This window comes from Polaromonas sp. (assembly GCF_039932935.1).
Lineage (GTDB): Bacteria > Pseudomonadota > Gammaproteobacteria > Burkholderiales > Burkholderiaceae_C > Polaromonas.
Genome location: NZ_JBDTPB010000009.1, coordinates 58,120 through 83,685, shown reverse-complemented (window position 1 = coordinate 83,685; position 25,566 = coordinate 58,120). Strand labels below are relative to the sequence as shown.

The window sequence follows — 25,566 nt, the reverse complement described above, 5'->3', positions numbered from 1 at the left end:
CACATTTCAAGGCAGCGGTATCAGCAACTTGAAATCTGTAGAACCCGGCCTGCTCTCGCACTCAATCAAACCGTGGTGTTGCTGGACAAAAGTTTGCGCCAATGTCAGCCCCAGCCCCGAACCACCCTCTCGCCCGGATACCAGCGGATAGAAGATGCGGTCTTTGATGGAGTCCGGCACACCCGGTCCATTGTCGATAACATGCAATTCCAATGCCAAGCGATAGCGCTGCTTGCCAAAAGTTACCTGCCTGGCGATTCTTGTCTTGAAAGTGATGTGCGCATTGCCCGCCGCGATCAGCTCGGCAAGGGCCTGTGCGGCGTTATGAGCGATGTTCAAAACGGCCTGGATCAACTGCTCGCGGTCTCCGCGGAAATCCGGGATGGAAATGTCATAGTCCCGCGTCACCCGTAACCCTTTGGGGAACTCCGCCAGAATCAACGAGCGCACGCGCTCACAAACTTCGTGAATATTGACGTCGCCCACCAGATGCGGACGCCGGTGTGGAGCCAACAAACGGTCCACCAGCGTCTGCAGCCGGTCAGCCTCATGAATGATGACCTGGGTGTACTCCGTCAGGTCCTTGCCAATCTCCATCTGCAAGAGCTGCGCAGCGCCGCGAATGCCGCCCAACGGATTTTTAATCTCGTGCGCCAGGTTACGGATCAGTTCCTTGTTGGCCTGTGCCTGGTCGATCAGGCGTTCCTCGCGCTCCTGCTTGGCCTGTTGCTCCAGCGGCAGCAGTTCCACAATCGCCTCGCCGGGGATGTCGGTTTGCGCGACCACCACGTGCACGGGCAGCGGCTCATGGTTCAGGCGTCTGAGCCAGGCGTCGTAACGCAGCGCGGCGAATTCATTGCTCCCCGCACCCTCCAGCGCGTTTTGCAAAATCAGCGGCTCGGTAAAGCAATCAGGAAGCTGCGAGCCTTCAATGGTTCGCCGCGACGTGCCCAAGGCGTCTTCCAGCGCGGCATTGGCAAACACCACCGTGCCGTTGGTGCGCACGACGGCAACCAGCGTGGCAAGCAGGTCAAATGCCTGGAAGCGTGGGAGTCCCGTGACGGGGACCGGCGATAAGGTGTTGCGAATGGATGGCTTGTTCAAGCCATCCATTTTCCTCCAAAGCCGGCTTGCCGCACGGCTTATACGACAGCTTAATTGGCTGCCAGAGCGGACGGGGAAGGGGAAGGGGAAGGCAAGCGGGCAATTTCACGCTTCAGGCCCGCAATGTCGCTCTGGTTGCGGGCAATGCTGTCCTTGAGCTCCGTCACACGGTCGAGGTAGCGTTGGTAATTGCGCCCTTCAATGCCCTGCTTTTCGGGTTCGCCGTTGTTGAACTCTTTTTGCTGCTCGGCCAGCTTGGCCTCGGCTTTTTTGAGCTCAGCCTCCAGGATGGCGCGCGAATCGTTGTCGCGGGCACGCTGCTCGGGGCTGCCGTCGGTGCGTGGACCGCTCGAGCCAGCCGCCGCCGCCACACGGACACCGGCTTTCGGTACAGGCGTAGCCTGCATCACCGTGACGTTACCGCCGGAAACCAGCTTGCAACTGCGGGTCTGGGCATCTTTGGTGTTGTTGATGTATTCCGGGGCTATACCTCCGACACCGGCGCAGCGGTATACCTGCTGCGCCCAGGCAGCATTTCCCACGCCAGCCAGCAGCAAGGACAAGGTAGAAAGCAATAAGGTGTGTTTCATAGGAACTCCCAAAGCCCAAAGAGGGCGAGGACGGTCTATCAGTATGCGGCAAAGGCGTCGAATTACAAAGCCAGCAAACCCACAACCGGCAGGGCAATAAAAAAGGACGGCATTTGCCGTCCTTTTTTGGCCACAAACTGTGTAAATAAACAGTAAGCGGTTGAGCGTTCGCTCCTTTTTCCCTTTGCCCTTTTGATTACAGGGAGTAATACATATCGAATTCGATCGGGTGCGTCGCCTGGCGCAGGCGCGTCACTTCACCCATTTTCAGCTCGATGTAGGCGTCGATCATGCTGTCGGAGAACACACCGCCCTTGGTCAGGAAGCCGCGGCCCACGTCCAGTGCGTCCAGCGCCTGGTCCAGGCTGTGACAGACGGTCGGGATTTTTGCATCTTCCTCGGGTGGCAGATGGTACAGATCCTTGGTGGCGGCTTCGCCCGGATGGATCTTGTTCTCCACACCGTCCAGACCCGCCATCATCAGGGCAGAGAAGCCGAGGTAAGGGTTCATCAGTGGATCGGGGAAGCGCGCTTCGATACGGCGACCCTTGGGGTTGGCAACGTAAGGAATACGGATCGATGCCGAGCGGTTCTTGGCCGAGTAAGCCAGCTTGACCGGCGCTTCGTAACCTGGGACCAGGCGCTTGTAGCTGTTGGTGCCGGGGTTGGTAATGGCGTTCAGGGCACGTGCGTGCTTGATGATGCCGCCGACGTAATACAGCGCGAAGTCAGACAGGCCGGCATAACCGTCGCCGGCGAACAGGTTCTTGCCGTCTTTCCAGATCGACTGGTGCACGTGCATGCCGGAGCCGTTGTCGCCCACGACGGGCTTGGGCATGAAGGTGGCGGTTTTGCCGTAGGCGTTGGCCACGTTCTGAACCACGTACTTGAGGATCTGCGTCCAGTCGGCGCGCTGGACCAGCGTGCTGAAACGGGTGCCGATTTCATTCTGGCCGGCGCCTGCCACTTCGTGGTGGAACACTTCGACGGGGACGCCCAGCGATTCGAGGATCAGGGACATTTCGGCACGCATGTCTTGCGTGCTGTCGACAGGAGGAACCGGGAAGTAGCCGCCCTTGACGGTCGGGCGGTGGCCGCGGTTGCCGCCTTCGAGCTTGGCGCCCGAATTCCAGGGGGCTTCGTATTCTTCGATCTTGAAGAAGGTGCCAGACATGTCGGTGTTCCAGCGCACGTCATCAAAGATGAAGAATTCTGGCTCTGGACCGAAGTAAGCGGTGTCGCCCAGGCCGGAAGCCTTGAGGTAGGCTTCTGCGCGCTGTGCGATGGAGCGTGGGTCGCGGTCGTAGGCCTTGCCGTCGGCAGGCTCGAGCACGTCGCAGCTCATGAACAGGGTGGTTTCTTCGAAGAAGGGGTCGATGTTGGCCGTCTTGGGGTCAGGCATCAGTTGCATGTCGGAGGCTTCAATGCCCTTCCAGCCGGCGATCGAGGAGCCGTCGAATGCATGGCCCGACGTGAATTTGTCTTCGTCAAAGTGGGACACGGGCACGGTCACGTGCTGTTCTTTGCCCCGGGTATCGGTAAAACGGAAGTCAACAAACTTGACCTCGTTTTCCTTGACCATTTTCATGACGTCTGCGACGGTCTTTGCCATCAAAATCTCCTGTTGCTGGATGGGTGGTTGAAAATTCTCTTCGGGCCTGTTGAATGCACTTTTTGTGCCAAAGCCATTGGCGATTCAGATTTCTGCCAAGCCTCGGATTGTGCCGCCGATTGTGCCGTTATCTGGCTTCAGTTCCGGGGTTTGGCAGGCTGAAAATGCAAAAAACACCCGCGGTGACGAGTGCACCATTAAAGTGCAATCCTATAAACGCACGAATATGGTGCAAAAACTCATCGCACCAATTCAGGGCCGAACTTGAGGTCGAATTTATGCAACCCGGCCAGCATTGCCGGATAGGCCAGATTGACCGCTTCGGGCGCGCCTTTGACGCCCAATTCAATATGGCGGCCATATTCCGGATGGTCCACGCTGGGCAGGCTGAAAACTTTCACACCCGCATGCGCTGCTTCAATATCGAGCATAACGGGCGTGAGCATCGCCTCCATGGACCCAAAAATGATCACCGACTTTTCGGTGTAAGACGACTTTTGGTGCAAGTGGGCGTAGTGGTTGTCCAACGCCCACTCAATCATCGGCCAGGCCATCACCGGGAAGCCTGGCAAGAAATGTACGCCCCCACGGTCGCTCACTGCGTGTAGCTCCCTGCCCCCCGAGGGGGCCGTCGCCTGCGGCCCGGCAAAGCCGGTTCCGCGGCTGGTGCTATCGCTCGAATGTTCAACAAAACAGCTGAAACCGGGGATCTTGTTATAGGGATTCGGGATGATCTCCGCGCCGACGGGAAACACACCCATGTTCAGCCGATGAATGTTGTCGTCGCGGTCAGGCTCATAGGGCGTGCCCTGCTCTTTGGCCACGTCGGCCATGCGCTCAAGAATCAGGGTTTTGGCCGTGGGATGCAGCGCCAGCTCAACGCCCAAGGCTTTCGCTGCACATTGCCGGGTGTGGTCGTCAGGTGTTGCGCCAATGCCGCCGCACGAGAACACCACGTCGCCGTTTTTACGCGCTGCGGCAAAGGCGCGCGCCAGCGTGGCTGTGATGCGCGCCGGGTCGTCGCCCACGTAATCGGCATAGGCCAGCTGCAGGCCGCGCGCGCCCAGCAGTTCAATGACCTTGGGCAGGTGTTTGTCAGCGCGCTTGCCGGAAAGGATTTCGTCGCCGACGATGATGAGTCCGAATGATGGGGTCATGCTCAGGCTTCCAAGTAGCAGTTCAGGGGGATGGCTCAGGCTTGCCGCCCAGCGAACCAAAGCTTGGCGCCGGCCCGGGAAGAGCCTCTGGGGCCAGTTCAGTTGCTATCGATTGAATAGCTGCTTGCGCAAGCGGGTCGGGCGCCAGGGCATTGTTTTTCTTGCGCAGCTGCTCCAGGGCCGCGAGCGTGTAGTGGGCAAACCAGAGCGAAGAAAAAGCAAACACCAGCGTGTAGATCCAGATGGCCACCGGCACCAGGATGGGCGCCATGGCAACAAACATGGCGCCCGAAGCCCAGATCAGGCTGGGTGCGGCACCCAGGTAGCCGCTGAGCACGCCGATCAGCAGCAGCGGCAGGCGGTGCTCCTTGAATATCTGGCGCCGCTCTTCGCTGCTGGCGTGGTCCACCATGGCGTCATAAGACATGACGCGGTAGGTGAGCCAGCCCCAGATCAGCGGCGGCAGCACCAGAATCAGCGGCGGGATCAGCCACAGCGGTATTGAAATGACCAGTGCCACCACGGCCAGCAGCGTCGAACCCAGCGACCAGAACAGGCTGGTGAACAGCGAGCCTCCGCGTTTGCGTTCCAGCGAGGGAAAGCGTCGCTCGGCCACCAGCGCCACCATGGCGGGTGTCATGAGAATCGCTACAAAGAGCAGCGCCACAATCACAATGACAGGAATGGCCAGAAACAGCAGCAGCGCCGGGGCCAGCACCATGCGCAGGTCGCTCAAGCCCAGGCCTTCAAGCCAGCGCACCAGTGTATTGACGAGCTCGTAGCTGCCGATCTGCGAACGGATGGTCTCGACCGCATCGTTCCAGAAAAAATACCCCAGCCCGAGCGATATCACGCCCATGACGATCAGCGGCAGGACCGACAACGCGATGACCCGCGGGTGCAGGCAGTACATCGCGGCGCGCCAGAAGGCGTCAAGAAGTTTGCTCATGATTTAGTGTAGCCCCCACAGTCGTTCACTGCGTGTAACTCCTTGCCCCCCGAGGGGGCCGCCCGCCTGCAGTCTGGCAAAGCCAGTCCCGCGGCTCATGCTGGGTTAAGAGGCCCGGTAGCGCGTTCAGGCCCTGCCGAATAAACGCTTTAGGCCAATCCACTGCTGCGACCAGAAGCCGCGCCCATAGTCACGATTGGCTTCCACCTGGTCGCGAATACCCGTGGGGTCGTAGCGCTGCTCGAAGTTGGCGGTGCCGAACAGCACGTCCCACCAAGGCAGCAATACCCCGAAATTGTGTCCCCCCAAGACAGTCCGTTCAGCCTTCACCGTCTCATGCCCAATACCGATGCTGTGGTGCAACCGGTGAAAGCGGGGGCTCACCCAAAGGCGCTCGCCGATGCGGCCGAACCACAGGCGCACGTTGGCGTGCTGAAAACTTTCGCTGAGCTGGGTAAAGGCGACGATGGCAATGAACTGGCCTGGGGCCACGCCGATCAGCTGGGCCACCAGCACGACGATGGAATCGACCAGGATGTCGTCGAGCAGGTGGTTGCGGTTGTCACTCCACATCGTCATCTGCCGCTGCGCATGGTGCAGTGAATGCAGACGCCACCACCATTCGAGCTGGTGCTGGCCGCGGTGCATCCAGTACGCCACAAAATCAAACACAACCAGGTACATCGCGAAACTGACCAGCGCGTTGTCCGTCACCCCGGGCCACAGCTGGTCGAGATGAAAGGTGCCATAGCCGGCGGTGCGCAGCGCACCGAATGCTTCGTCAAACCACGGATCGAGCGTAAAAAACAGGGCGATACGAAACAGGCCCAACCGGTGGATCACGGTGTAGAGCACATCAGTGCGCACAGTGGCCCGGTCCAGCAAGGGTTCTACCGGCCGCCAGCGCTGCAGCGGCCCGATGATGGCCAGCAAGATGGCAATCTGGATCACGCCAGCCATGAACCAGGCGGTGGCGTCATAAGCGTCTTCCAGCAGGTTGCCCATGCCCAGCGCAAACATCGCCGGTTGCACGGCCGATTCAAACAGCCACTGCTGCACCATGGAAAAAAGATCGCCCAGCCAGTCCATATTGCTTATTTTGTAGATCTGGCGGACTTGGCAGGCACAGAGGCCGCCTGCGACTCAATCCAGTCTTTGTACTGAGGATGCTCGGCGAGCGTCTTGAAGCAAAAGCCGCGCGACTGCAGGCCGGTGATGAGCGGCTCCAGCACGGCAGGCGCCCAGGGGTCCTTGCGCGACCAGATGCCCAGGTGGGCCAGCAGGATGTCGCCGGAGCGGATGTCGCGCAGCGCTTTTTTCAGTAGAAAGTCATTACCGAATTTCTCGCTGGACAGTTCATCGCCCAGAAAGCCGGCGGGCGACCAGCCCACATGCTCAAAGCCGCAGGCCTTGGCCGCCGCCAGCAGCGCAGGCGAGGTTTTGCCGCCTGGGGCCCGAAAAAGCGGCAAGGGTTTCTTGCCTGTGATGTCTTCGAGGCGCTTGCTGGATTTGCCGATCTCCTCGCAGTACTGCTTTGCCGTCCAGGTGAAATCTTTCCCCTCCTGCGGCCCCGCGGAAGGCCGCATCTTGAACTGCACAGGCGCACCAGCTGCGCCAGGCACATCGCCGCGCCAATAGACGTGGTCCCAGGTGTGCGAGGCAAACTCGTGGCCTTCTCCGGCGCGCGCTTTCCACCAGCCAGCCCACTGCGTGCCCAGGCTGCCGTCGCCGGTCTCGGTGCGTTCATTGGCGGCGAAAAAAGTCACCTTGACCTTGTGCCTGTTCAGCACATCGGCCACCAACGGCGCCACGGCCATGTGGCCCGTATCCAGCGTCAGGTAGACAGGCTTGCAGGGAGCTTCCGTCGAAGGCGCAGCGCGAGCGTCGGTCTTCTTTAAGTCTTTTTGGCCCGCAGCCCAAGCAGGATGAGCGCAAGCAGCTACCAAAACAATAGCAAGCAAAGACGGCAGCGCTTCCCCAACCAGGCAGGGGCCGCGGGACTGGCTCCGCCAGACCGCAGGCGCAGCGGCCCCCCCGGGGGGCAGGGAGCTACACGCAGTGAGCGACCGTGGGGGCCAACTACCGCGGTGCGTGATCCAGCGTCCAGACGCCATGGGGACTCTTTCCAACATTGACCTGGCGGACGATCTTGCGAGTCGCCACGTCGATCACCGTGAGCTTGCGCGCCCAGCGCGAGGTGACCAAAATCTGCTTGCCGTCGCGGCTCACGTCGATGCAGTCGGGGCCGCCCGGCGCGGGGTAGTTGTCCACCACTTCCAGGGTCTGCAGGTCGATTTTGCTGATGCTGTTGGCCACGCGGTTGCTGACGAGGACATGCCGTTTGTCGCCGAAGGCGCGAAACGCGTGCGCGCCGGCGCCGGTCTTGATGACCTTGGTGCGTTGCGGTTGCGCGCCGCTGACGTCATACACCTCGACCGCGTCGCCACCGGTGAGGCCCACCAGCAGGTGCTTGTCGTCGGCAGTGCCGTACACGTCAGCCGGAATGGAGCCGGTCTTGACACGCCACTTCACAGTCTGGGTCACCAGGTCGATCGCGATCAGCTCATCGCTGTCCTGCATGGTCGAATAAATCGTGGTGCTTTTGCTGTCGATCCACAGGTGGCTGGGTGTCCTGCCGGTGGCTACCCGTTTGGCCAGCGTGATGTCCTTGCCGTCCCACTTGTAGATGTCGATGTGATTGAGGCGGTTGGCGGCGGTGACAAACCACTTCATGTCGGGCGAAAAACGAAGCTGGTAAGGGTCAATGATGCCGCGCACGGTACGCTGCACTTCCGCGGTTTTGGGGTCGATGAAGGTGAGCGAGTCGGACAAGGCATTGGCCACAATTACCGATTTTTCGTCGGGCGTCAGGTACAGGTGGTGCGGCTGCTTGCCTGTGGCGATGCGCCGTGTTTCCGTCCAGGTGACCGGGTTGATCACGCTGACACTGTCCTCGAGCGAGTTGAGGACAAAAACCGGCGTCGCAATCGAAGAAGCCGATGAAGCCGAAGGTGGCGCAGACGGCGCGGACGGGGCTATAGGCGCGGCCGTCTGGGCGAAGGCGGTGGAAGTCACCCAACCGGCTGCGGCGAACAGCCCGGCGGCGGCAAAACGGACGAAAACATTCACAAAAACGGTCTTTCTACATGCAACCGGTTAGTGTACCGGGCGCGGGCCATGGCAATACCCAAAGCCCTTACGCAACCATCAACACCTTTCAGGGTGCCCGACCCTCTCCAACGCAAAACCCAGCCTGTCGTTTACATCCTTTACGATGCCACGATGAATTGGATGACGATCAAGGGCATACGCCTGGAGGTCCGGCAGATTGCCGGCAGCACCCATCTGGCGCCGCTGGTGTTTTTGCATGAGGGCCTGGGCTCGGTCAGCCTGTGGACGCAACGCGGCGTGGACTGGCCTGCGGAAGTTTGCAAAGCGACGGGCCGGGCCGGAGTTGTGTATTCGCGGCGCGGCTACGGGCAGTCGGAGCCGGTCGTGGACGTGCGCGGCGAGCCGGCGGAGCACAACGGCAAACGCAGCGGCCGCCTGCTGCCCGACTACATGCACCATGAAGCCTGGGACGTGCTGCCTGCCCTGCTGGATGCACTGCAGATCAGCAAACCGGTGCTGCTGGGCCATTCGGACGGCGCCACGATCGCCCTGCTCCACGCCAGCCGGCATCCGGTGGTGGCGTGTATCGCGATGGCGCCGCATGTGCTGGTGGAGGACATTGCCGTGCAGGCGATTGCCCAGGCGACCGTGGCGTTCGAACGCAGCGAAGGGCCGCCCCGGGCAAGTTCAGCCCCCTCGGGGGGCAGCGAAACACACGAAGTGGGGAGCGTGGGGGCGAAGACTTCAGGTGGCCTCCGTGAGCGCCTGGGACGCTACCACGCCGCCGTCGACGTGGCGTTCTGGCAATGGAACGATATCTGGCTCTCTGAGGGCTTCCGCAGCTTTGACATTCGCGAAGACTGCAGACGCATCGGCGCGCCGCTACTGCTTATCCAGGGTCTGGACGACGAATACGGCACGATGCGCCAGCTCGACGAGATTGCACTCGTGGCACCGCATGCCCGGCAACTGCGGCTGGCGGCCTGCGGGCATTCGCCACAGCGCGACCAGCCCGAAAAAACGGTGGAAGCGATTGCTGACTTTCTTCAGCATATCGATTGAACTGGTTGGCAAGTGCTACGTTTTCTATAGCTGCTCGCGCTCGTCCCTATTGGCCTACAGGACTATTTCACTTAAAGAAGGCAAAACCGGACCGGGGTTCAGCGGGAAGCAGGCCTCGTTCAGGCCTCTTTGACTTCAATGTGGTAAGTCGCCCAGGGGCACCAGGCAAAACGCGCGGGCAGCGGCTTGGCCGCCATGTCAGGAAAGCGGTCTGCGTCATACACCGCCCAGAGCGGTCCCAGGCCGCCCAGCGCCATCGGCTGGCCGTCAAGGTGGGTGGCGACGATGAAGCGGTATTTACTGGCCTCGGCGGCGGTGACCTGGGCGGCATACCCGTCCACGGCGCGCAGGAAAAACGCCGTCTTGCCGGTCAACGTCACGCCGGCGGCTTTCATCACATCGGCCAGCAAGGGCCCCCTGAGGGTGTGCTGCTTGCTGTCGTATTCCAGCGTTGGTTTGATGGTCACGGCCGGCAGTGCCGTGAGCGCAGCAAAGTCAAAAACATGGGCCTTGTCGAACTGGATTTTCTGCTTGACCATCATCTGGTCAAGCACTGGATCGAGCGCACCGCGGTTGCCCGTTCCGATCAGCCCGCTGACGGTTAAAAGGGTGGGGCCTCGCAGCGCTTTGGGCGCGTGCTGCGCCAGGGCCAGCGACGGTACGGCCACGGCACCGATTGCGGCGGCATTCAGGAATTGACGGCGTGGGTTCATGCTTGCTCCAGGTTTGTTTTTTGCGAAGCTGGCAGCGCAGCTGCTTACCGCTGCGCGTGGATCAGGTTTTTCACCGGTTTTATGTCTTTTTGACAGAAGGTGCTGAAATGCTGGTCATGTCTTCGGGCGTCAGCCAGCGCCATTCGCCGGGTTTCAGGTCGGGCGGCAGGTCCAGCGAACCGATGCGCGAACGGTGCAGGCCGCCCACGTCCTCGACCCGGTTGCCCACCGCGGCAATCATGCGCTTGACCTGGTGATATTTACCCTCGGTGAGCGTCAGGCTGAGCTGGTTCTCGCCGGTCTTTTCGCAGCTCGCGGCACGCACGGGCTTGGGGTCGTCGTCCAGCACCACACCGGCCAGCAGTTTTGCGACCTGCTTGTCATCGACCGGATGTTTGGCCCGCACCTCGTACACCTTGGGCACATGGTGCTTGGGCGAGCTCATGCGGTGGATGAACTTGCCGTCGTCGGAAAGAAGCAGGAGGCCTGTCGTATCCTGGTCGAGCCGGCCCACCGCCTGCACGCCGGCCGCCGCACCGCCGCCGCGCTGGCGTATCGGCGCCGGCAGTAGCGTGTAAATGCTGGGATAGGTGCTGGGCTTTTGCGAGCACTCGTAGCCCGCCGGTTTGTGCAGCATCAGGTAGGCCTTCTCGTGGTATTCCCACGCCACGCCCTGCACCGTGAAGTGCAGGCCCTCTGCCACAAATTCCATAGCTGGTTCCGCACAGGGAACACCGGCTACAGCCACAAAACCCTGTTGAACCAGCCCTGCGCAGACACGCCGCGTACCAAAGCCCTGGGAGAAGAGAATTTCTTGAAGTTGCATGCTTGCCATGGGGCTATTGTCACCGGGGCGAGGAAGTCGAGAGAATGCGGTTTTCAACACGGGCTCTTCCCTTCAGCAATTCAAATCTTCCGGAACTCACCAGGAAGCCAGTCCTGCAGACCTCCAAAGCGGGCTTGCCAGCCGCATGTTGCCCTTGCAGATCTAAAGCCGTTCTCAGTATCCTTGTGAAATGCAAAAAGTAAATTACGCGGGAGATACCTTTGAACAGCTGCTGTGCCAAAGCCTTTCTGAGACGGAACTGTTGGCAGGCGTTGCAGCGTTGTTGGATCAGGACCCTTGCTTCCTGAGGGGCCACCTGGAGATGCTCTGGAATGCCCGGAAGAAAAACCATTGGCCCCTTTATAACGAACTGCTGAATTCTGCGCTGGCATCAACACAGAAGCTCTACCGAGACGGCCAACTTCGTCAAGAAATCGTGCCCCACTGGACGCCGATGGATTTCGAAAATCTCCAGGAAATTCTGCAGCTCGGGCTTCGAAGCAAGGCCGTCCCGTTTTGGAAAAAGGTATCGCTTTTCCGCCGGTTGAGGACCTTATCTCGCACCAGAGCGCTCAAAGCTCCGATCGAGACCCGCGAGCAAAAATACATGGCTTTTCAAAGAACGGTTGACGTGCGGGACATTGTTGCCGAGGTGAATGCCATTCCTCCTTACTGGTGGGCAGTTCAAACCCGCAGGCAGCAAACGCTTGACCATCACAAGCACAGCCAGTCAATTGCCGTCCGGGTCAGGGCGATGCACGACGCGCAGTACGCGCCTGTAGATGGGATACATGAAAGTGAAGAAGTCGCATTTTCAAAACAATTTCCCAAGATCAATGCGCTGGTCCTAGACCTCGCACAGGAGCTGGATCTGGCGTTGGGCCGTGTTGTGCTCGTCAGGCTATCGCCTCATAGCCAGGTGTACCGGCACTACGATGACGAGGAATACCTCAAAGGCAGAGACCGCTACCACCTCGTTCTTATCTGTGGCGATGAAAACATTCTGGAGTCCGGTGACAACCGTTTTGTGGTCAAGCCAGGCGAGCTCTGGTTTTTTGATAACAAGGTGATGCACCGGGCCTGCAATTTATCCAGCGCGCCACGCATACACATCATTTTTGATGGGTATCCGCTGGAGAAACTCAAGCTGTTTCCAGCGGAGCTCAAGACCGGTGTGATGGTTTAGGGCCTGTTAACGCTATTGATGCAGATGCGTTGCGAGTCAAAAAGTCCGTGAACAAGACGCAAAACGCAGGCGGGGCGAACCCCGTCAAGGCTTTGCAACGCCGCGCAAGGCCTTTTTGATCGTAACCCGGAGGGAATGGCCCTAGCACCACGCCCCACCTTTCGGGACCAGTCAGTATCAACTTCTCGGCATTCGCAATGAAAAAGGCCGTTTACTGAATTTCAGTAAACGGCCTTGGTCGTTATGGTGGTGGAGCTGGGGGGATTTGAACCCCCGTCCGCAAGCCTTGTTCGGGCAGATCTACATGTTTAGCGGTCTGATTTGAGTCTCGCCACCTGTGTCGCGCAGTCGCACGCTACACAGGACGCCAGCACCCTATTTTCTTGCCCCGGGTTAAGGTACCCAGCCCGGAGCCAGCCGATAAAATTATCTTTACAGCCGGGAGCTTTCAACTTGCGTTAAAAACCCCTTGCCCAGCCCATCGGCCTGCTGTTGTAAAGCTCACTGGCAATTAAGCAGCGAGTGCGAAACGTTCGTCGTTTGCAGTTAGTTTGTTTGAATCTGTTTTACGAGCGCACTCAGCTCGACATGCACCACACCGCGTCCGAACCCACGTCGAAACCAATGCAGCCCCAGGAGGCCTAGTTTACGCCATTCGCAGCAAATTCAAGAGCGCCCCCGGCGCGGCAATGGTTGCATCGGCTTTCCAGGCGACGGTATCGGCGGTTTTGCCGAGGTAGCCATAGGCGGCGGCCACGGTTGGCATGCCGGCGGCGCGGCCTGCGACGATGTCGCGTTCGTCGTCGCCCACATAAATGCATCGGCCCGGCACCAGGTCAAGTTGGCGTGCGGCCTCGAGCAAGGGGGCCGGATGGGGCTTGGCGTGGGGCGTGGTGTCGCCGCTGATGATGGTTTTGGCGGTGCTAAACAGCGGCATCGCCCGGGTCAGCGGGAGAGTGAAGCGGGCGGACTTGTTGGTCACCACGCCCCACTTGAGGCCCATTTGGTCGATGCGGGCAATAAGATCCGCCACGCCCTCAAACACTGAGGTGCTTTCGGTCATGCGCGACTCATAGTTGCTGAAAAACTCTTCCCGCAGGTCGCCAAAACCCACATCTTCGGGCGTCAGCCCGAAAGCGACTGCGAGCATGCCGCGCGCCCCTGCTCCGGCCATGGGACGGTAAAGCGCCAGAGGCAGCGACTCCAGTCCCCGGTCCGTGCGCATTTTGTCGGCGGCGGCGCCCAGGTCGGGGGCGCTGTCAATCAGGGTGCCGTCGAGGTCGAACAGCACGGCATCGGTGTCTTTGAACATGGAATCGGCAGATAAGGAAACGGAACTCAGGCCTTCTGGGTGGCCAGCAGGTAGTTGACGCTGGAGTCGCCGCTGAGCCAGTAGTGGCGTGTCAGCGGGTTGTATTCCATGCCGCGGGTCTCCTGAAGCGACAACCCGGAGGCTCGGCAGTATCCGGCCAATTCGCTGGGTTTGATGAGTTTGGCGTACTCATGGGTGCCACGAGGCAGCATATTCAGTATGTACTCCGCTCCCACGATGGCAAAAAGAAAGGCTTTGGCGTTGCGATTGATGGTGGAGAAAAATACGTATCCACCGGGTTTGACCAAGGTCGCACAGGCCTTGACGATGGAAGACGGGTCGGGCACGTGCTCCAACATTTCCATGCAGGTCACCACGTCAAAACGGCCAGCTTGCTCGGCTGCCAGTGCTTCAGCGCTGATTTCGCGGTATTGGGCGCCTTCGGTTTGTGCCTCAAGGGCATGAAGCTGGGCGACTTTCAGGGCTTTGGTAGCCAGATCGATGCCCAGGACATCCGCGCCGCGGCGCGCCATGGCATCAGCCAGAATACCGCCACCACATCCCACATCAAGGACACGCAAGCCTTTGAGTGGAACCAAACCTTCTATCCAGCCCAAGCGCAGCGGATTAATTTGGTGCAGGGGTCGAAATTCGCTTTCGGTGTCCCACCAGCGGTGGGCCAGATCCGAGAATTTCGCCAGTTCGGCAGGGTCGAAGTTATCGCTTATAGACATGAGGCATTATCGTTGAGACATAAAAAAACCGCGCCGTAGCGCGGTTTTTTGAAGTGATCCGGAAGGATTACTTGTTGGCGCGGGTGCCAACGACTTCGATTTCCACGCGGCGATTCTTCGCGCGGCCTTCGGCGGTCTTGTTGTCAGCAACTGGCTGTTTCTCGCCCTTGCCTTCAGTGTAGACACGGTTTTTCTCGATGCCCTTGGACACGAGATATGCCTTGACGGCTTCCGAACGGCGAACCGACAGCTTCTGGTTGTAAGCATCGCTACCAACGGAGTCGGTGTGACCCACAGCGATAATGACTTCCAGGTTGATGTCCTTGATCTTGCCGACCAGGTCATCCAGCTTGGCTTTGCCTTCTGGCTTCAGCACGGACTTGTCGAAATCAAAGAACGCGTCAGCAGCGTAGGTAACTTTGGTTGCGGCAGGAGGAGCCACTGGAGCAGCGCCGGGACGAGCAGCAGGAGCAGCAGGAGTAGCAGCGGCAGGAGCCATCGCAGGGGCAATTGCGCCATCGCAACCAGGCGCTGCAGTAGCAGGCGTCCAGTAAGCATCGCGCCAGCACAGTTCATTGGTGCCGTTCTTCCACACCAGTTCGTTGCTGCCGTTTTTCCAGTTGTCGATAGTTTGTGCACCAGCGGCGGTAACAAGCGCTGCGGAAGCAAACAACATTGCCACTTTGTTGAGTTTCTTCATGGTTCTCCTCTAGAGAAAAGCCGCAGACTTGCTGCGATTAGTAATTTACACGCCGTGAGTGACCATCACTCAAAGCGTTACATCGATTGTGCCACACCTGCCTGAACCAACAAGCACGGTATCGGCTTCGTCTGACACAGACTTAAGATTCTTCAGCATTTGTTGCTGTCCCGCCACAAGTCAAGGCAATCGTCTCAGGCCTTAAAATCAGAGGCTTCCCTCAAGCTCGAAATCCCAACCAGGCCGCTCATGACCCAGTTCGCTAAAGAAACCCTGCCCATCAGCCTTGAAGAGGAAATGCGGAGAAGCTACCTCGACTACGCGATGAGCGTGATCGTTGGGCGGGCCTTGCCAGACGCCAGGGACGGCCTGAAGCCGGTGCACCGCCGCGTGCTTTTTGCCATGCATGAGCTGAACAACGACTGGAACCGCCCCTACAAGAAGTCGGCGCGTATCGTCGGCGACGTCATTGGTAAATACCACCCACACGGCGATCAATCGGTCTATGACACCATTGTTCGGATGGCACAGGACTTTTCCCTGCGCCACCTGCTGGTTGACGGGCAGGGGAATTTCGGCTCCGTGGATGGTGACAATGCCGCAGCTATGCGGTATACGGAAATCCGCCTGTCCAAGATCGCCCACGAACTGCTGGCCGACCTGGACAAGGAGACTGTCGACTTCGGCCCCAACTACGACGGCAGCGAGCAGGAGCCGCTAGTCATGCCGACCCGTTTGCCGAATCTGCTGGTCAATGGGTCAGGCGGCATTGCCGTGGGCATGGCTACCAATATCCCACCTCACAACCTCAATGAAGTGGTGGATGCCTGCCTTCACATGCTCAAGAATCCCGGGGCCACCATCGATGAACTGATGGAAATTGTGCCTGCGCCGGACTTCCCCACGGGGGGCATCATTTATGGCATCAATGGCGTCAAGGACGGCTACCGTACCGGCCGAGGCAAGGTGGTGATGCGCGCCAAATGCCATTTCGAGGATATCGACAAGGGCCAACGCCAGTCCATCATCGTCGACGAGCTGCCTTACCAGGTCAACAAAAAGACGCTTCAGGAGCGTATGGCTGAACTGGTGCACGAAAAGAAAATTGAAGGCATCAGCCACATCCAGGACGAAAGCGACAAGTCGGGCATGCGTCTGGTCATCGAGCTCAAGCGCGGTGAAGTACCCGAGGTCGTGCTGAACAACCTCTACAAGCAGACGCAGCTGCAGGACACCTTCGGCATCAACATGGTTGCCTTGGTGAACGGCCAACCCAAGCTGTGCAACCTGAAAGACCTGATCCAGGTCTTCCTGTCGCACCGCCGTGAAGTGGTCACGCGCCGCACAGTATTCACCCTGCGCAAGGCACGCGAGCGCGGACACGTGCTGGAAGGCCTGGCCGTCGCCTTGGCCAACATTGATGACTTCATCGCCATCATCCGTAACGCCCCCACGCCGCCTGTCGCCAAGGCCGAGTTGATGCTGCGCCCCTGGGACAGCAGCCTGGTGCGCGAAATGCTGACCCGAACGCGTGCCGACGGCGGCGTGGTCAACGCCGACGACTACCGGCCCGATGGCCTCGAGAAAATGCTTGGCATGGGCAGTGACGGCCTATATCGTCTCTCGGAAACGCAAGCCCAAGAAATTCTGCAAATGCGCCTGCAGCGCCTGACCGGACTTGAGCAAGACAAGATCGTTGCTGAATATAAAGAGGTCATGGCCGAAATCGATGATCTGCTTGATATTCTGGCCAAACCGGAGCGTGTGTCCGTCATCATTGGAGAAGAACTGTCCGCCATCAAGCTGGAGTTCGGCCAGACCAAACTCGGTGCACGCCGCAGCCACATCGAGCACAGCTCTTTCGACCTCAGCACCGAGGACCTGATTACGCCGACCGATATGGTCGTGACGCTTTCACACACGGGCTATATCAAGAGCCAGCCGCTGTCGGAATACCGTGCGCAAAAGCGTGGCGGCCGTGGCAAGCTGGCCACCGCCACCAAAGAAGACGACTGGGTGGACCAGCTCTTCATTGCCAACACCCATGATTACATCCTGTGTTTTTCGAACCGGGGCCGGCTTTACTGGCTCAAGGTATGGGAAGTGCCTGCGGGTTCGCGCGGGTCCCGCGGCCGGCCCATCGTCAATATGTTCCCTCTCCAGGAGGGCGAAAAAATCACCGTGGTTCTGCCTTTGACAGGCGAAAAGCGCACTTTCCCGGCGGACCAATATGTATTCATGGCGACGTCCATGGGCACAGTCAAGAAAACTGCGCTTGACGAGTTCAGCAATCCACGCAAGGCGGGCATCATCGCAGTCGACCTCGATGAGGGCGACTACCTGATTGGCGCCTCACTGACCGACGGAAAACACGACGTGATGCTGTTCAGCGACGGCGGGAAAGCTGTGCGTTTCGATGAGAACGATGTACGCCCGATGGGCCGCAATGCGCGAGGCGTGCGCGGCATGACGCTCGACGACGGCCAGAGCGTGATCGCCATGCTGGTGGCCGAAGATGAACAGCAAAGCGTGCTCACGGCCACCCAAAACGGATACGGCAAACGCACGTCCATTATCGAATACACGCGCCACGGCCGCGGCACCAAAGGCATGATCGCCATCCAGCAGAGCGAACGCAATGGCAAGGTGGTTGCCGCAACGCTGGTGCATGTCGACGACGAAATCATGTTGATCACCGACAAGGGGGTTCTGGTCCGCACACGCGTCAGCGAAATCCGCGAAATGGGAAGGGCTACACAGGGTGTTACGCTCATTGGCCTGGACGAGGGCTCACAATTAAGCGGCCTTCAGCGCATTGTCGAAAACGATGCCACGCTGGACGAACCCGACACCGACACCAGTGCCGGCACAGACACTCCCAACATTGAAAGCAACTGATGAAAAAATTCCTGACCGCCCTTGCGATTGCCGTCGTGGCCTGTGGCACTACTACCGCCCATGCCCAGGCAACAGATCCGAAAACCGAGCTGGCCAAAAAAGTGGTCGCACTGCAGCAGGGTCCCGAGCTTGATCGCCTGGTAGGCCAGCTTGCGGGCGTCAGCACACAAGAACTTATTGCGAAATGGGGCCCGAAAATGGAGGCCAGCGTCCCCAAGGCCAAGCAGCCAAAAGTATCGGAAGATCTGAATGCCGAACTCAAGAAATACACCGACGATGCAAGCCAGCTGATCGGCAAGCAGGTCAGCAAAGTCAGCACCGAGTCGCTGGTGCCTGCTTATGCGGAGCGATTCACATTGGAAGAACTCCAGCAGCTGGCCGCGTTTTTCGAGTCCCCAGCAGTCAAAAAATACCAGGCAACCGCGCCTGAGCTGGGCAATGTTTTCGTGCAAAAACTTGTTGAGGCTTCGCGTCCCGACGTCCTTGCACGCATCAAGCAGTTCGACGACGCGGCTGTGAAGATCATCGGCACCAGCCCTGCGCCGGGAGCAGGCAAGCCACCCGCCAAGAAATGACCCGTCCCTTTAATTTTTCCGCAGGGCCCGCCAACTTACCCGAAGAGGTTTTGCGGCAGGCAGCGGGCGAAATGCTGGACTGGCACGGCAGCGGCATGAGCGTGATGGAAATGAGTCACCGCGGAAAGGAGTTCATCTCCATTTATGAAAGCGCCGAGGCTGATTTCCGCGAATTGATGGCCATTCCGCCTCACTTCAAAATCCTGTTCATGCAGGGCGGTGGGTTGGCCGAGAATGCCATCGTTCCGCTCAATATCTCCCGCGGCAGCGCCGCTGATTTCGTGGTGACGGGTAGCTGGAGCGAAAAGTCGCAGAAAGAGGCACGCAAGTATTGCGATGTGCAGGTTGCCGCGAGCAATTCCGACAACGGACACACCTTGCTACCCGCTCCGTCGGGCTGGAAACTCCGGCGCGATGCAAGCTATGTGCATCTGTGCACCAACGAAACCATCAACGGTGTGGAGTTTCAGGCGCTTCCCGACCTCAGGGCCCTGGGAAGCAATGCACCGCTGGTCATCGATTTTTCTTCTCACGTGGCTTCGCGCCCGGTCGACTGGTCTCTCGTCGGCCTGGCTTTTGGGGGCGCACAAAAAAACCTGGGGCCTGCGGGCGTCACGCTGGTCGTGATCCGGGAAGACCTGCTCGGCCGTTCGCTGCCGATGTGTCCGAGCGCCTTTGATTACAAGACCGTGGCGGACAACCAGTCCATGTACAACACGCCGCCCACGTATTCGATTTACATTGCCGGTCTGACCTTTGAATGGCTTAAACGCCAGCAGGAAGGCAATGCCACCGGCATTGCGGCGATGGAAGTGCGCAATAAAACCAAGGCACAACTTCTGTACGACGCCATCGACGGCTCGCAGCTTTACGTTAACAAGGTCGGCAAGGACTGCCGTTCGCGCATGAATGTGCCGTTTTTCCTGCGCGACGAATCGCGCAATGACGCGTTTCTCTCAGGTGCAAAGGCACGAGGTTTGCTCCAGCTCAAAGGGCACAAATCGGTTGGAGGCATGCGCGCCAGCATTTACAACGCTATGCCACTGGCCGGTGTCCAGGCGTTGGTCGAGTACATGCGAGAATTCGAGCAAAAACACGCCTAGGATGAAATGCTCTCTCGCCACCGTCACGCTTTGCCTCCCAAGCATGCATTCAGAGTCCCCCGTCGATCCGGATTGCTCGTGAAATGACCACCAATCTTGCCGATTTACGCGTGCAAATTGATGCGCTGGACCGGGAGTTGCTTGCCCTGCTGAACCGCCGTGCGCTGATCGCCGAGCAGGTCGGCGAAGTCAAAAAACGCGAGGGCACACCTTTTTTTCGCCCTGACCGGGTAGCCCAGGTCATTGAACAAATCCAGCAAGCCAACCAGGGGCCGCTCAAAAATGAGCACGTTGCCGCCGTATGGCGCGAAATTATGTCGGCTTGCCTGGCGCTGGAATCTCCGGTGCGTGTGGCGTACCTCGGCCCTGCCGGTACCTTCAGCGAACAGGCCGCGCTGCAGTTTTTCGGGGCGAGCATCGAACATGTTCCCTGCGTCAGCATTGATGAGGTTTTTCGCGCCACCGCGGCCGGAAGTGCCAGCTACGGGGTGGTACCGGTTGAGAACTCCACCGAGGGTGTCGTATCCCGCTCACTCGATCTGTTTCTGAATTCTCCGCTGCACATCGTGGGCGAAGTCAGCCTGATGGTGCGCCACAACCTTCTTCGGCTTTCCGAATCCCTGGAGGGTATCGAAGCCGTCTACGCGCATCCCCAGGCGCTCGCGCAGTGCCAGGGGTGGCTGACCACGCACCTGCCCAACGTAGAGCGACGGGCTGCGTCGAGCAATGCGGAAGGTGCACGGCTGGCGTCCACCCACCCGGCATGGGCCGGCATTGCCAGTGATCGTGCCGCCACCCAGTTTGGTCTTCATACGGCAGCGCATGCAATTCAGGACGACGCGTTCAATCGAACGCGCTTTGCCGTGGTGTGTCTGCCCCAGACGCTGCCGTCCCCGCCCGTCTCCGGCAAGGACTGCGTGAGCCTGGTGGTGTCGGTGCCGAATCGTCCGGGTGCGGTTCACGATATTCTGATGCCGCTGAAAGCCCACGGCGTCTCCATGACGCGGTTCGAGTCGCGCCCGGCGCGCTCAGGCCAGTGGGAATATTATTTTTATATCGATTTGCAAGGCCACCCTTCGCAGGATCACGTCAAAGCCGCACTGGCCGATCTACAACGAATGTGTGCCTTTTACAAGGTTCTCGGAACCTACCCCGTCAGCGATTAATGCAAGAACTACCTACTCCCCTGGTGCCACGACATGTTTGAACAATTAGGTCTCATTGGATGCGGCCTGATGGGTGGCTCTTTCGCGCTGGCGCTCAAGCGCGCCGGCCTTGTCAAACGCGTGGTGGGCTACAGCAAGTCCCCATCGACCACAGAGCGCGCACGCCAGATGGGCGTCATCGACGTGGAGGCGCCTTCGGCCCTGCTGGCAGTTTCAGGCGCTGACATCGTCCTGCTGGCAGTGCCTGTTTCAGCGACAGAAGCCACTTTCAAGGCGATTCGCCATCTTGTCGGCCCCAACACCCTGATCATGGACGTCGGCTCCACCAAACGCGATGTGGTCGATGCTGCCCGCCGGGTGCTGCAGGGAAATGTCGGATCCTTCGTTCCCTGCCACCCCATCACCGGCAAAGAGGTTTCGGGTGTGGAACACGCCGATGTCGACCTTTACAACGGCAAACAGGTCATCCTGACGCCCATTGAGCGAACCTTCACGGTCCAGCTGCAAAAAGCCGTTGACGTATGGACGGCCATGGGTTGCCACGTCACCAAGATGTCACCGCAGGCACACGACGCGGCCTATGCGGCGGTAAGCCATCTCCCCCACCTGATTGCTTTCGCGTTGATCAACGGTATTACCGGGCAGGAACACGGGAAAGACTACATGTCGCTCGCTGGCCCGGGCTTTCGCGACTTCACGCGCATTGCCGCCAGCGACCCGAAAATGTGGCGTGACATCCTGATCGCCAACCGCGAAGAGCTGCTGGAGCAATCCAAGATTTTTCAGCAAACCCTGCAGTCCCTCGAACAGCTCATCTCCAGCAGCAACGGCGACGGCCTGGAAATGCGCATCGAGCAAGCCAGCGAGACCCGGGCCAACTGGCGCATCTCTTCCCAAAAATCGCATAAATAAAACGGCGGTTTATGTTCGATACCGAGTTCCTGGACATACCGCCCTTGAGCGGCGCAGGAGGCACCGTCCGCCTGCCCGGCTCCAAAAGCATCTCCAACCGTGTCTTGTTGCTGGCGGCACTGAGCCACGGCGAAACTACAGTCCACGACCTGCTGGCTTCTGACGACACAGCGGTGATGCTGGCCGCGCTCAAACAGCTTGGCTGCGCAGTCAGGCAGGACGGCAGCACCGCGGTGATCACCGGACTCGGCGGCCATAGCGTCCAAACACCCGTCAAACTGTTCCTGGGCAATGCCGGCACCGCCATGCGGCCCTTAACCGCCGCGCTGGCTCTGCTGGGCGGAGAGTTCGAACTGTCGGGCGTGGCCCGCATGCACGAACGGCCCATCGGCGACCTGGTCGATGCGCTGCGGCAGCTCGGCTGCTCCATTGACTACCTTGGCAATGATGGTTTTCCGCCCCTGCGTCTGCGCCCCGGCAAGCTGAGGCTGGAAAAGCCCATCCAGGTTCGGGGCGACGTCTCCAGCCAGTTTCTGACCGCCTTGCTGATGGCCCTGCCCCTCGTGGCGGTTCACGACATCTGCATTGAAGTGGTGGGAGAGCTGATCTCACGGCCGTATATCGAGATCACACTCAAGCTGCTCAAGCGTTTCGGCATTGATGTACAGCGCAGCGGCTGGGAGCGGTTCATCATCCCTGCTGGCAGCCGGTATCAGTCGCCCGGCGAAATCCACGTCGAGGGCGACGCTTCCTCCGCTAGCTATTTCATAGCACTTGGCGCAATCGCATCGGGCGCCGCAGGCCAAAACGGCATTGAAGTCCTGGGTGTGGGCGCCGATTCCATTCAGGGTGACATCCGCTTTATGGAAGCCGCGCAGATGATGGGTGCGCACATCAACAGCACGCCCAATTCGCTGCGCATTTCGCGCGGTTCATGGCCGCTGAAGGCGATAGAGCTGGACTGCAACCACATTCCCGATGCGGCGATGACGCTGGCCGTCATGGCCCTGTATGCCGAAGGAACCACCACCTTGCGCAATATCGCGAGCTGGCGTGTCAAGGAAACCGACCGCATCGCCGCCATGGCCTGTGAACTGCAGAAGCTGGGCGCCACCGTGGAAGAAGGCGCGGATTACCTCAAGATCACACCGCCACAGCCCGGCGCCTGGAAAACTGCGCCTATTCACACCTACGACGACCACCGCGTGGCCATGTGCTTTTCGCTCGCGGCCCTGAACCCCGCGCAATTGCCCATCCGGATTCTGGATCCGAGATGCGTCGGCAAAACTTTTCCCGATTACTTCGAAGCCTTATTTGCAGTAGCCAAGGCAGATGTCGCCCATATCCCGGTCATTTGCATCGATGGCCCGACCGCCTCCGGGAAAGGAACCCTCGCAGCGTTGACGGCGCACCGGCTCGGCTACCACTACCTGGATTCCGGAGCGTTGTACCGTTTGAGCGCATTTGCCGCCCTTCGGGCCGATGTCTCGCTCGACGATGGGGCCGCCGTGGCGCAGATCGCCCGCGCCATGCCCGTCCACTTTCAGGGCGACCGGATTCTCCTGGGAGCAGAAGACGTCTCAGAAGCGATCCGGTCGGAAGCTGCCGGAATGGCTGCTTCACGCGTTTCGGCCCATCCTGCCGTTCGCGCTGCGCTTTTGGAGCTTCAGCACAGCTTCCGGCGACTGCCCGGACTGGTGGCGGACGGACGGGATATGGGAACCGTCATTTTCCCCGACGCCCCGCTCAAGATCTACCTGACGGCCAGTGCCCGGCATCGGGCTGAACGGCGGCATAAGCAATTGATTTCAAAGGGAAATTCCGCTATAATCAGCGAGATTCAGCAAGATTTAGAGGCACGCGACGCACGCGATTCATCGCGAAAAACCGCCCCATTGAAGCCTGCTGATGACGCCCGCCCGTTGGACAACTCCTATTTGTCGATTGAAAAATCGGTCGATCAGGTGATTGACTGGTGGCAAGGCACCCGGCCCTTCTGACCCCCGACGCGCAACCTGCGCTTGGGTCAACAGGTTCATTAACGTAACCCGCAGCCTTCTCGAGGCCGCACCAAACAGCCGCAAGCAGCTATAAAAACAATAGCAATTTCGCTATTGGAACCCTGTTGTGTGGACTAGGAAAATCAATGTCTGAATCTTTTGCCGATCTATTTAACGAATCGCTCCAGCGCTCTGAAATGCGCACCGGTGAAGTCATCACCGCTGAAGTCGTTCGCATCGACCACAACCACGTCGTCGTCAACGCCGGACTGAAGTCCGAGGCCTATGTGCCGCTCGAAGAATTCAAAAACGACCAAGGTGAACTCGAAGTTCAAGTTGGCGATTTCGTCTCTGTGGCCATCGACTCCGTCGAAAACGGCTACGGCGATACCCTGCTGTCCCGCGACAAGGCCAAGCGCCTGGCTTCGTGGATGAGCCTGGAAAAAGCCCTGGAATCCGGCGAATTCGTCACCGGCCAGACCAGCGGCAAGGTCAAGGGCGGCCTGACCGTTCTGGTCAACGGCATCCGCGCTTTCCTGCCCGGCTCGCTCATCGACACCCGCCCCATCAAGGACTTGTCTCCGTACGAGAACAAGACCATGGAATTCAAGGTCATCAAGCTCGACCGCAAGCGCAACAACGTGGTGCTGAGCCGCCGCGCTGTGGTGGAAGCCAGCATGGGCGAAGAACGCGCCAAGCTGATGGAAACCCTGAAGGAAGGCTCTTCCGTCAAGGGCGTCGTCAAGAACATCACCGAATACGGTGCATTCGTTGACCTCGGCGGCATTGACGGCTTGCTGCACATCACCGACATGGCATGGCGCCGCGTACGTCACCCAAGCGAAGTGGTGACGGCTGGCCAGGAAATCGTGGCCAAGATCCTGAAGTTCGACACCGAAAAGAACCGCGTATCTCTCGGTCTGAAGCAGATGGGCGACGATCCATGGATGGGCGTGAACCGCCGCTATCCACAGGGCACGCGCCTGTTCGGCAAGATCACCAACATCGCCGACTACGGCGCGTTTGTTGAACTCGAGCCAGGTATCGAAGGCCTTGTCCACGTGTCCGAAATGGACTGGACCAACAAGAACGTGGCCCCGAGCAAGCTCGTGGCACTGGGCGACGAAGTCGAAGTCATGGTCCTCGAGATCGACGAAGACAAGCGCCGCATCAGCCTGGGCATGAAGCAGTGCAAGGCCAACCCATGGCAGGAATTTGCCGTGGAAACCAAGCGCGGCGACCGCGTCAAGGGCCCGATCAAGTCGATCACCGACTTCGGCGTCTTTGTGGGCCTGGCTGCCGGCATCGACGGCCTCGTGCACCTGTCTGACCTCTCGTGGAACGAACCCGGCGAAGCCGCCGTTCGCAACTACAAAAAGGGCCAGGAAGTCGAAGCGATTGTGCTGGCTGTCGACGTCGACCGCGAGCGTATCTCCCTGGGCATCAAACAGCTGGATTCCGATCCGTTCACCACGTTCGTGTCGATCAACGACAAGGGCGCGATCGTGACCGGCAAGGTCAAGACTGTGGATGCCAAGGGCGCTGAAATCGACCTCGGTGAAGACATCATCGGTTACCTGCGCGCCAGCGAAATCAGCCGTGACCGCGTTGAAGACGCGCGCAACGTGCTGAAAGAAGGCGACGAAGTGTCGGCAGTCGTGGTGAACGTGGATCGCAAGACCCGCAACATCCAGCTGTCGGTCAAAGCCAAGGACAACGCTGACCAGCAGGAGGCCATGGCCACCCTGAGCCAGCAGTCTTCGCGTGAAAATGCCGGCCTGACCAACCTTGGTGCCCTGCTGCGCGCCAAGCTGGACAACAACGAAAAGTAAGGCAACCGTGCAGCGGTGTAATGC

22 protein-coding genes and 1 other RNA gene are annotated in these 25,566 nt (G+C 59.5%); 9 read left to right on the top strand and 14 right to left on the bottom strand.

The window, feature by feature from the left end:
- Positions 1–6: 6 nt before the first annotated feature.
- The 8 genes from glnL to ABI546_RS01195 form a co-directional block, all read right to left on the bottom strand.
- The gene (gene glnL / locus ABI546_RS01230; RefSeq protein ID WP_348043290.1) at positions 7–1,113 is read right to left on the bottom strand and encodes a nitrogen regulation protein NR(II); all 1,107 of its coding nucleotides are present in this window, start codon (positions 1,111–1,113) and stop codon (positions 7–9) included.
- A 41-nt stretch (positions 1,114–1,154) separates the two neighbouring features.
- Positions 1,155–1,694 (bottom strand): hypothetical protein, encoded by a 540-nt coding sequence (locus tag ABI546_RS01225; protein ID WP_348043288.1) that lies wholly within the window; start codon positions 1,692–1,694, stop codon positions 1,155–1,157.
- 196 nt (positions 1,695–1,890) lie between these two features.
- Complete coding sequence (gene glnA / locus ABI546_RS01220; RefSeq protein ID WP_348043286.1) at positions 1,891–3,306, bottom strand: type I glutamate--ammonia ligase; 1,416 nt, start codon at positions 3,304–3,306, stop codon at positions 1,891–1,893.
- 239 nt (positions 3,307–3,545) lie between these two features.
- Complete coding sequence (locus tag ABI546_RS01215) at positions 3,546–4,463, bottom strand: molybdopterin-binding protein (protein ID WP_348043284.1); 918 nt, start codon at positions 4,461–4,463, stop codon at positions 3,546–3,548.
- Between the two features lie 22 nt (positions 4,464–4,485).
- Positions 4,486–5,412: an EI24 domain-containing protein gene (locus ABI546_RS01210; protein WP_348043282.1), complete on the bottom strand. Its 927-nt coding sequence runs from the start codon at positions 5,410–5,412 to the stop codon at positions 4,486–4,488.
- 126 nt (positions 5,413–5,538) lie between these two features.
- Positions 5,539–6,501, bottom strand: a complete 963-nt coding sequence (locus ABI546_RS01205) for a sterol desaturase family protein (RefSeq protein WP_348043280.1) — start codon at positions 6,499–6,501, stop codon at positions 5,539–5,541.
- A gap of 5 nt (positions 6,502–6,506) precedes the next feature.
- Positions 6,507–7,382 carry a polysaccharide deacetylase family protein gene (locus ABI546_RS01200; protein ID WP_348043513.1) on the bottom strand — a complete coding sequence of 292 codons (876 nt, stop codon included), beginning with the start codon at positions 7,380–7,382 and terminating at the stop codon, positions 6,507–6,509.
- A gap of 109 nt (positions 7,383–7,491) precedes the next feature.
- A complete protein-coding gene (locus tag ABI546_RS01195) occupies positions 7,492–8,541 on the bottom strand; it encodes a cytochrome D1 domain-containing protein (protein ID WP_348043278.1) in 1,050 nt (349 codons plus the stop codon).
- Positions 8,542–8,694: 153 nt separating this feature from the next.
- Here ABI546_RS01195 and ABI546_RS01190 point away from each other — a divergent pair, with 153 nt between their 5' ends.
- On the top strand, positions 8,695–9,585 hold the full coding sequence (locus ABI546_RS01190) for an alpha/beta hydrolase (protein WP_348043276.1): 891 nt from the start codon (positions 8,695–8,697) through the stop codon (positions 9,583–9,585).
- Between the two features lie 119 nt (positions 9,586–9,704).
- Here ABI546_RS01190 and ABI546_RS01185 read toward each other — a convergent pair whose 3' ends face one another.
- Both ABI546_RS01185 and ABI546_RS01180 read right to left on the bottom strand, forming a co-directional pair.
- Entirely contained in the window at positions 9,705–10,298 is a 594-nt protein-coding gene (locus ABI546_RS01185) for a molybdopterin-dependent oxidoreductase (protein WP_348043274.1), read from the bottom strand.
- A gap of 79 nt (positions 10,299–10,377) precedes the next feature.
- Positions 10,378–11,124, bottom strand: a complete 747-nt coding sequence (locus tag ABI546_RS01180; RefSeq protein ID WP_348043272.1) for a 16S rRNA pseudouridine(516) synthase — start codon at positions 11,122–11,124, stop codon at positions 10,378–10,380.
- Positions 11,125–11,314: 190 nt separating this feature from the next.
- On the opposite strand from ABI546_RS01180, the gene ABI546_RS01175 reads away from it, so the two are divergent.
- On the top strand, positions 11,315–12,310 hold the full coding sequence (locus ABI546_RS01175) for an aspartyl/asparaginyl beta-hydroxylase domain-containing protein (RefSeq protein WP_348043270.1): 996 nt from the start codon (positions 11,315–11,317) through the stop codon (positions 12,308–12,310).
- Positions 12,311–12,557: 247 nt separating this feature from the next.
- Here ABI546_RS01175 and ssrA read toward each other — a convergent pair.
- The 4 genes from ssrA to ompA form a co-directional block, all read right to left on the bottom strand.
- Positions 12,558–12,944: a transfer-messenger RNA gene (gene ssrA, locus ABI546_RS01170) on the bottom strand.
- 12 nt (positions 12,945–12,956) lie between these two features.
- The gene (locus tag ABI546_RS01165; protein WP_348043268.1) at positions 12,957–13,622 is read right to left on the bottom strand and encodes an HAD-IA family hydrolase; all 666 of its coding nucleotides are present in this window, start codon (positions 13,620–13,622) and stop codon (positions 12,957–12,959) included.
- A 26-nt stretch (positions 13,623–13,648) separates the two neighbouring features.
- Positions 13,649–14,356, bottom strand: a complete 708-nt coding sequence (ubiG, locus tag ABI546_RS01160) for a bifunctional 2-polyprenyl-6-hydroxyphenol methylase/3-demethylubiquinol 3-O-methyltransferase UbiG (protein WP_348043266.1) — start codon at positions 14,354–14,356, stop codon at positions 13,649–13,651.
- Positions 14,357–14,423: 67 nt separating this feature from the next.
- A complete protein-coding gene (gene ompA, locus ABI546_RS01155; protein ID WP_348043264.1) occupies positions 14,424–15,056 on the bottom strand; it encodes an outer membrane protein OmpA in 633 nt (210 codons plus the stop codon).
- Between the two features lie 249 nt (positions 15,057–15,305).
- On the opposite strand from ompA, the gene gyrA reads away from it, so the two are divergent.
- The 7 genes from gyrA to rpsA all read left to right on the top strand — a co-directional run bounded on the left by gyrA (position 15,306) and on the right by rpsA (position 25,542).
- Positions 15,306–17,954, top strand: a complete 2,649-nt coding sequence (gene gyrA / locus ABI546_RS01150) for a DNA gyrase subunit A (RefSeq protein WP_348043262.1) — start codon at positions 15,306–15,308, stop codon at positions 17,952–17,954.
- Positions 17,954–18,529 carry a DUF2059 domain-containing protein gene (locus ABI546_RS01145; protein ID WP_348043259.1) on the top strand — a complete coding sequence of 192 codons (576 nt, stop codon included), beginning with the start codon at positions 17,954–17,956 and terminating at the stop codon, positions 18,527–18,529. The genes gyrA and ABI546_RS01145 overlap by 1 nt, the downstream gene beginning before the upstream one ends.
- Positions 18,526–19,632, top strand: a complete 1,107-nt coding sequence (gene serC, locus ABI546_RS01140) for a 3-phosphoserine/phosphohydroxythreonine transaminase (RefSeq protein WP_348043257.1) — start codon at positions 18,526–18,528, stop codon at positions 19,630–19,632. The genes ABI546_RS01145 and serC overlap by 4 nt, the downstream gene beginning before the upstream one ends.
- Positions 19,633–19,715: 83 nt before the next feature.
- Positions 19,716–20,798: a prephenate dehydratase gene (gene pheA, locus ABI546_RS01135; protein ID WP_348043255.1), complete on the top strand. Its 1,083-nt coding sequence runs from the start codon at positions 19,716–19,718 to the stop codon at positions 20,796–20,798.
- 33 nt (positions 20,799–20,831) lie between these two features.
- Positions 20,832–21,710: a prephenate dehydrogenase gene (locus ABI546_RS01130; protein ID WP_348043253.1), complete on the top strand. Its 879-nt coding sequence runs from the start codon at positions 20,832–20,834 to the stop codon at positions 21,708–21,710.
- An 11-nt stretch (positions 21,711–21,721) separates the two neighbouring features.
- Positions 21,722–23,710 (top strand): bifunctional 3-phosphoshikimate 1-carboxyvinyltransferase/cytidylate kinase, encoded by a 1,989-nt coding sequence (locus ABI546_RS01125; RefSeq protein ID WP_348043251.1) that lies wholly within the window; start codon positions 21,722–21,724, stop codon positions 23,708–23,710.
- 146 nt (positions 23,711–23,856) lie between these two features.
- Positions 23,857–25,542 (top strand): 30S ribosomal protein S1, encoded by a 1,686-nt coding sequence (rpsA, locus tag ABI546_RS01120; protein WP_348043249.1) that lies wholly within the window; start codon positions 23,857–23,859, stop codon positions 25,540–25,542.
- The last annotated feature ends 24 nt before the right edge of the window (positions 25,543–25,566 follow it).

Excerpts from the sequence above, each read along its gene's own strand:
- ABI546_RS01125 (WP_348043251.1), top strand. The coding sequence starts at position 21,722 with ATGTTCGATACCGAGTTCCTGGACATACCGCCCTTGAGCGGCGCAGGA.
- ubiG (WP_348043266.1), bottom strand. The coding sequence starts at position 14,356 with ATGTCTATAAGCGATAACTTCGACCCTGCCGAACTGGCGAAATTCTCG.
- ABI546_RS01145 (WP_348043259.1), top strand. The coding sequence starts at position 17,954 with ATGAAAAAATTCCTGACCGCCCTTGCGATTGCCGTCGTGGCCTGTGGC.
- ABI546_RS01180 (WP_348043272.1), bottom strand. The coding sequence starts at position 11,124 with ATGCAACTTCAAGAAATTCTCTTCTCCCAGGGCTTTGGTACGCGGCGT.
- serC (WP_348043257.1), top strand. The coding sequence starts at position 18,526 with ATGACCCGTCCCTTTAATTTTTCCGCAGGGCCCGCCAACTTACCCGAA.
- ABI546_RS01165 (WP_348043268.1), bottom strand. The coding sequence starts at position 13,622 with ATGTTCAAAGACACCGATGCCGTGCTGTTCGACCTCGACGGCACCCTG.
- glnL (WP_348043290.1), bottom strand. The coding sequence starts at position 1,113 with ATGGATGGCTTGAACAAGCCATCCATTCGCAACACCTTATCGCCGGTC.
- ABI546_RS01215 (WP_348043284.1), bottom strand. The coding sequence starts at position 4,463 with ATGACCCCATCATTCGGACTCATCATCGTCGGCGACGAAATCCTTTCC.
- ABI546_RS01130 (WP_348043253.1), top strand. The coding sequence starts at position 20,832 with ATGTTTGAACAATTAGGTCTCATTGGATGCGGCCTGATGGGTGGCTCT.
- ABI546_RS01225 (WP_348043288.1), bottom strand. The coding sequence starts at position 1,694 with ATGAAACACACCTTATTGCTTTCTACCTTGTCCTTGCTGCTGGCTGGC.
- gyrA (WP_348043262.1), top strand. The coding sequence starts at position 15,306 with ATGACCCAGTTCGCTAAAGAAACCCTGCCCATCAGCCTTGAAGAGGAA.
- ABI546_RS01210 (WP_348043282.1), bottom strand. The coding sequence starts at position 5,412 with ATGAGCAAACTTCTTGACGCCTTCTGGCGCGCCGCGATGTACTGCCTG.
- rpsA (WP_348043249.1), top strand. The coding sequence starts at position 23,857 with ATGTCTGAATCTTTTGCCGATCTATTTAACGAATCGCTCCAGCGCTCT.
- glnA (WP_348043286.1), bottom strand. The coding sequence starts at position 3,306 with ATGGCAAAGACCGTCGCAGACGTCATGAAAATGGTCAAGGAAAACGAG.
- ABI546_RS01190 (WP_348043276.1), top strand. The coding sequence starts at position 8,695 with ATGAATTGGATGACGATCAAGGGCATACGCCTGGAGGTCCGGCAGATT.
- ompA (WP_348043264.1), bottom strand. The coding sequence starts at position 15,056 with ATGAAGAAACTCAACAAAGTGGCAATGTTGTTTGCTTCCGCAGCGCTT.
- ABI546_RS01175 (WP_348043270.1), top strand. The coding sequence starts at position 11,315 with ATGCAAAAAGTAAATTACGCGGGAGATACCTTTGAACAGCTGCTGTGC.
- pheA (WP_348043255.1), top strand. The coding sequence starts at position 19,716 with ATGACCACCAATCTTGCCGATTTACGCGTGCAAATTGATGCGCTGGAC.
- ABI546_RS01205 (WP_348043280.1), bottom strand. The coding sequence starts at position 6,501 with ATGGACTGGCTGGGCGATCTTTTTTCCATGGTGCAGCAGTGGCTGTTT.
- ABI546_RS01185 (WP_348043274.1), bottom strand. The coding sequence starts at position 10,298 with ATGAACCCACGCCGTCAATTCCTGAATGCCGCCGCAATCGGTGCCGTG.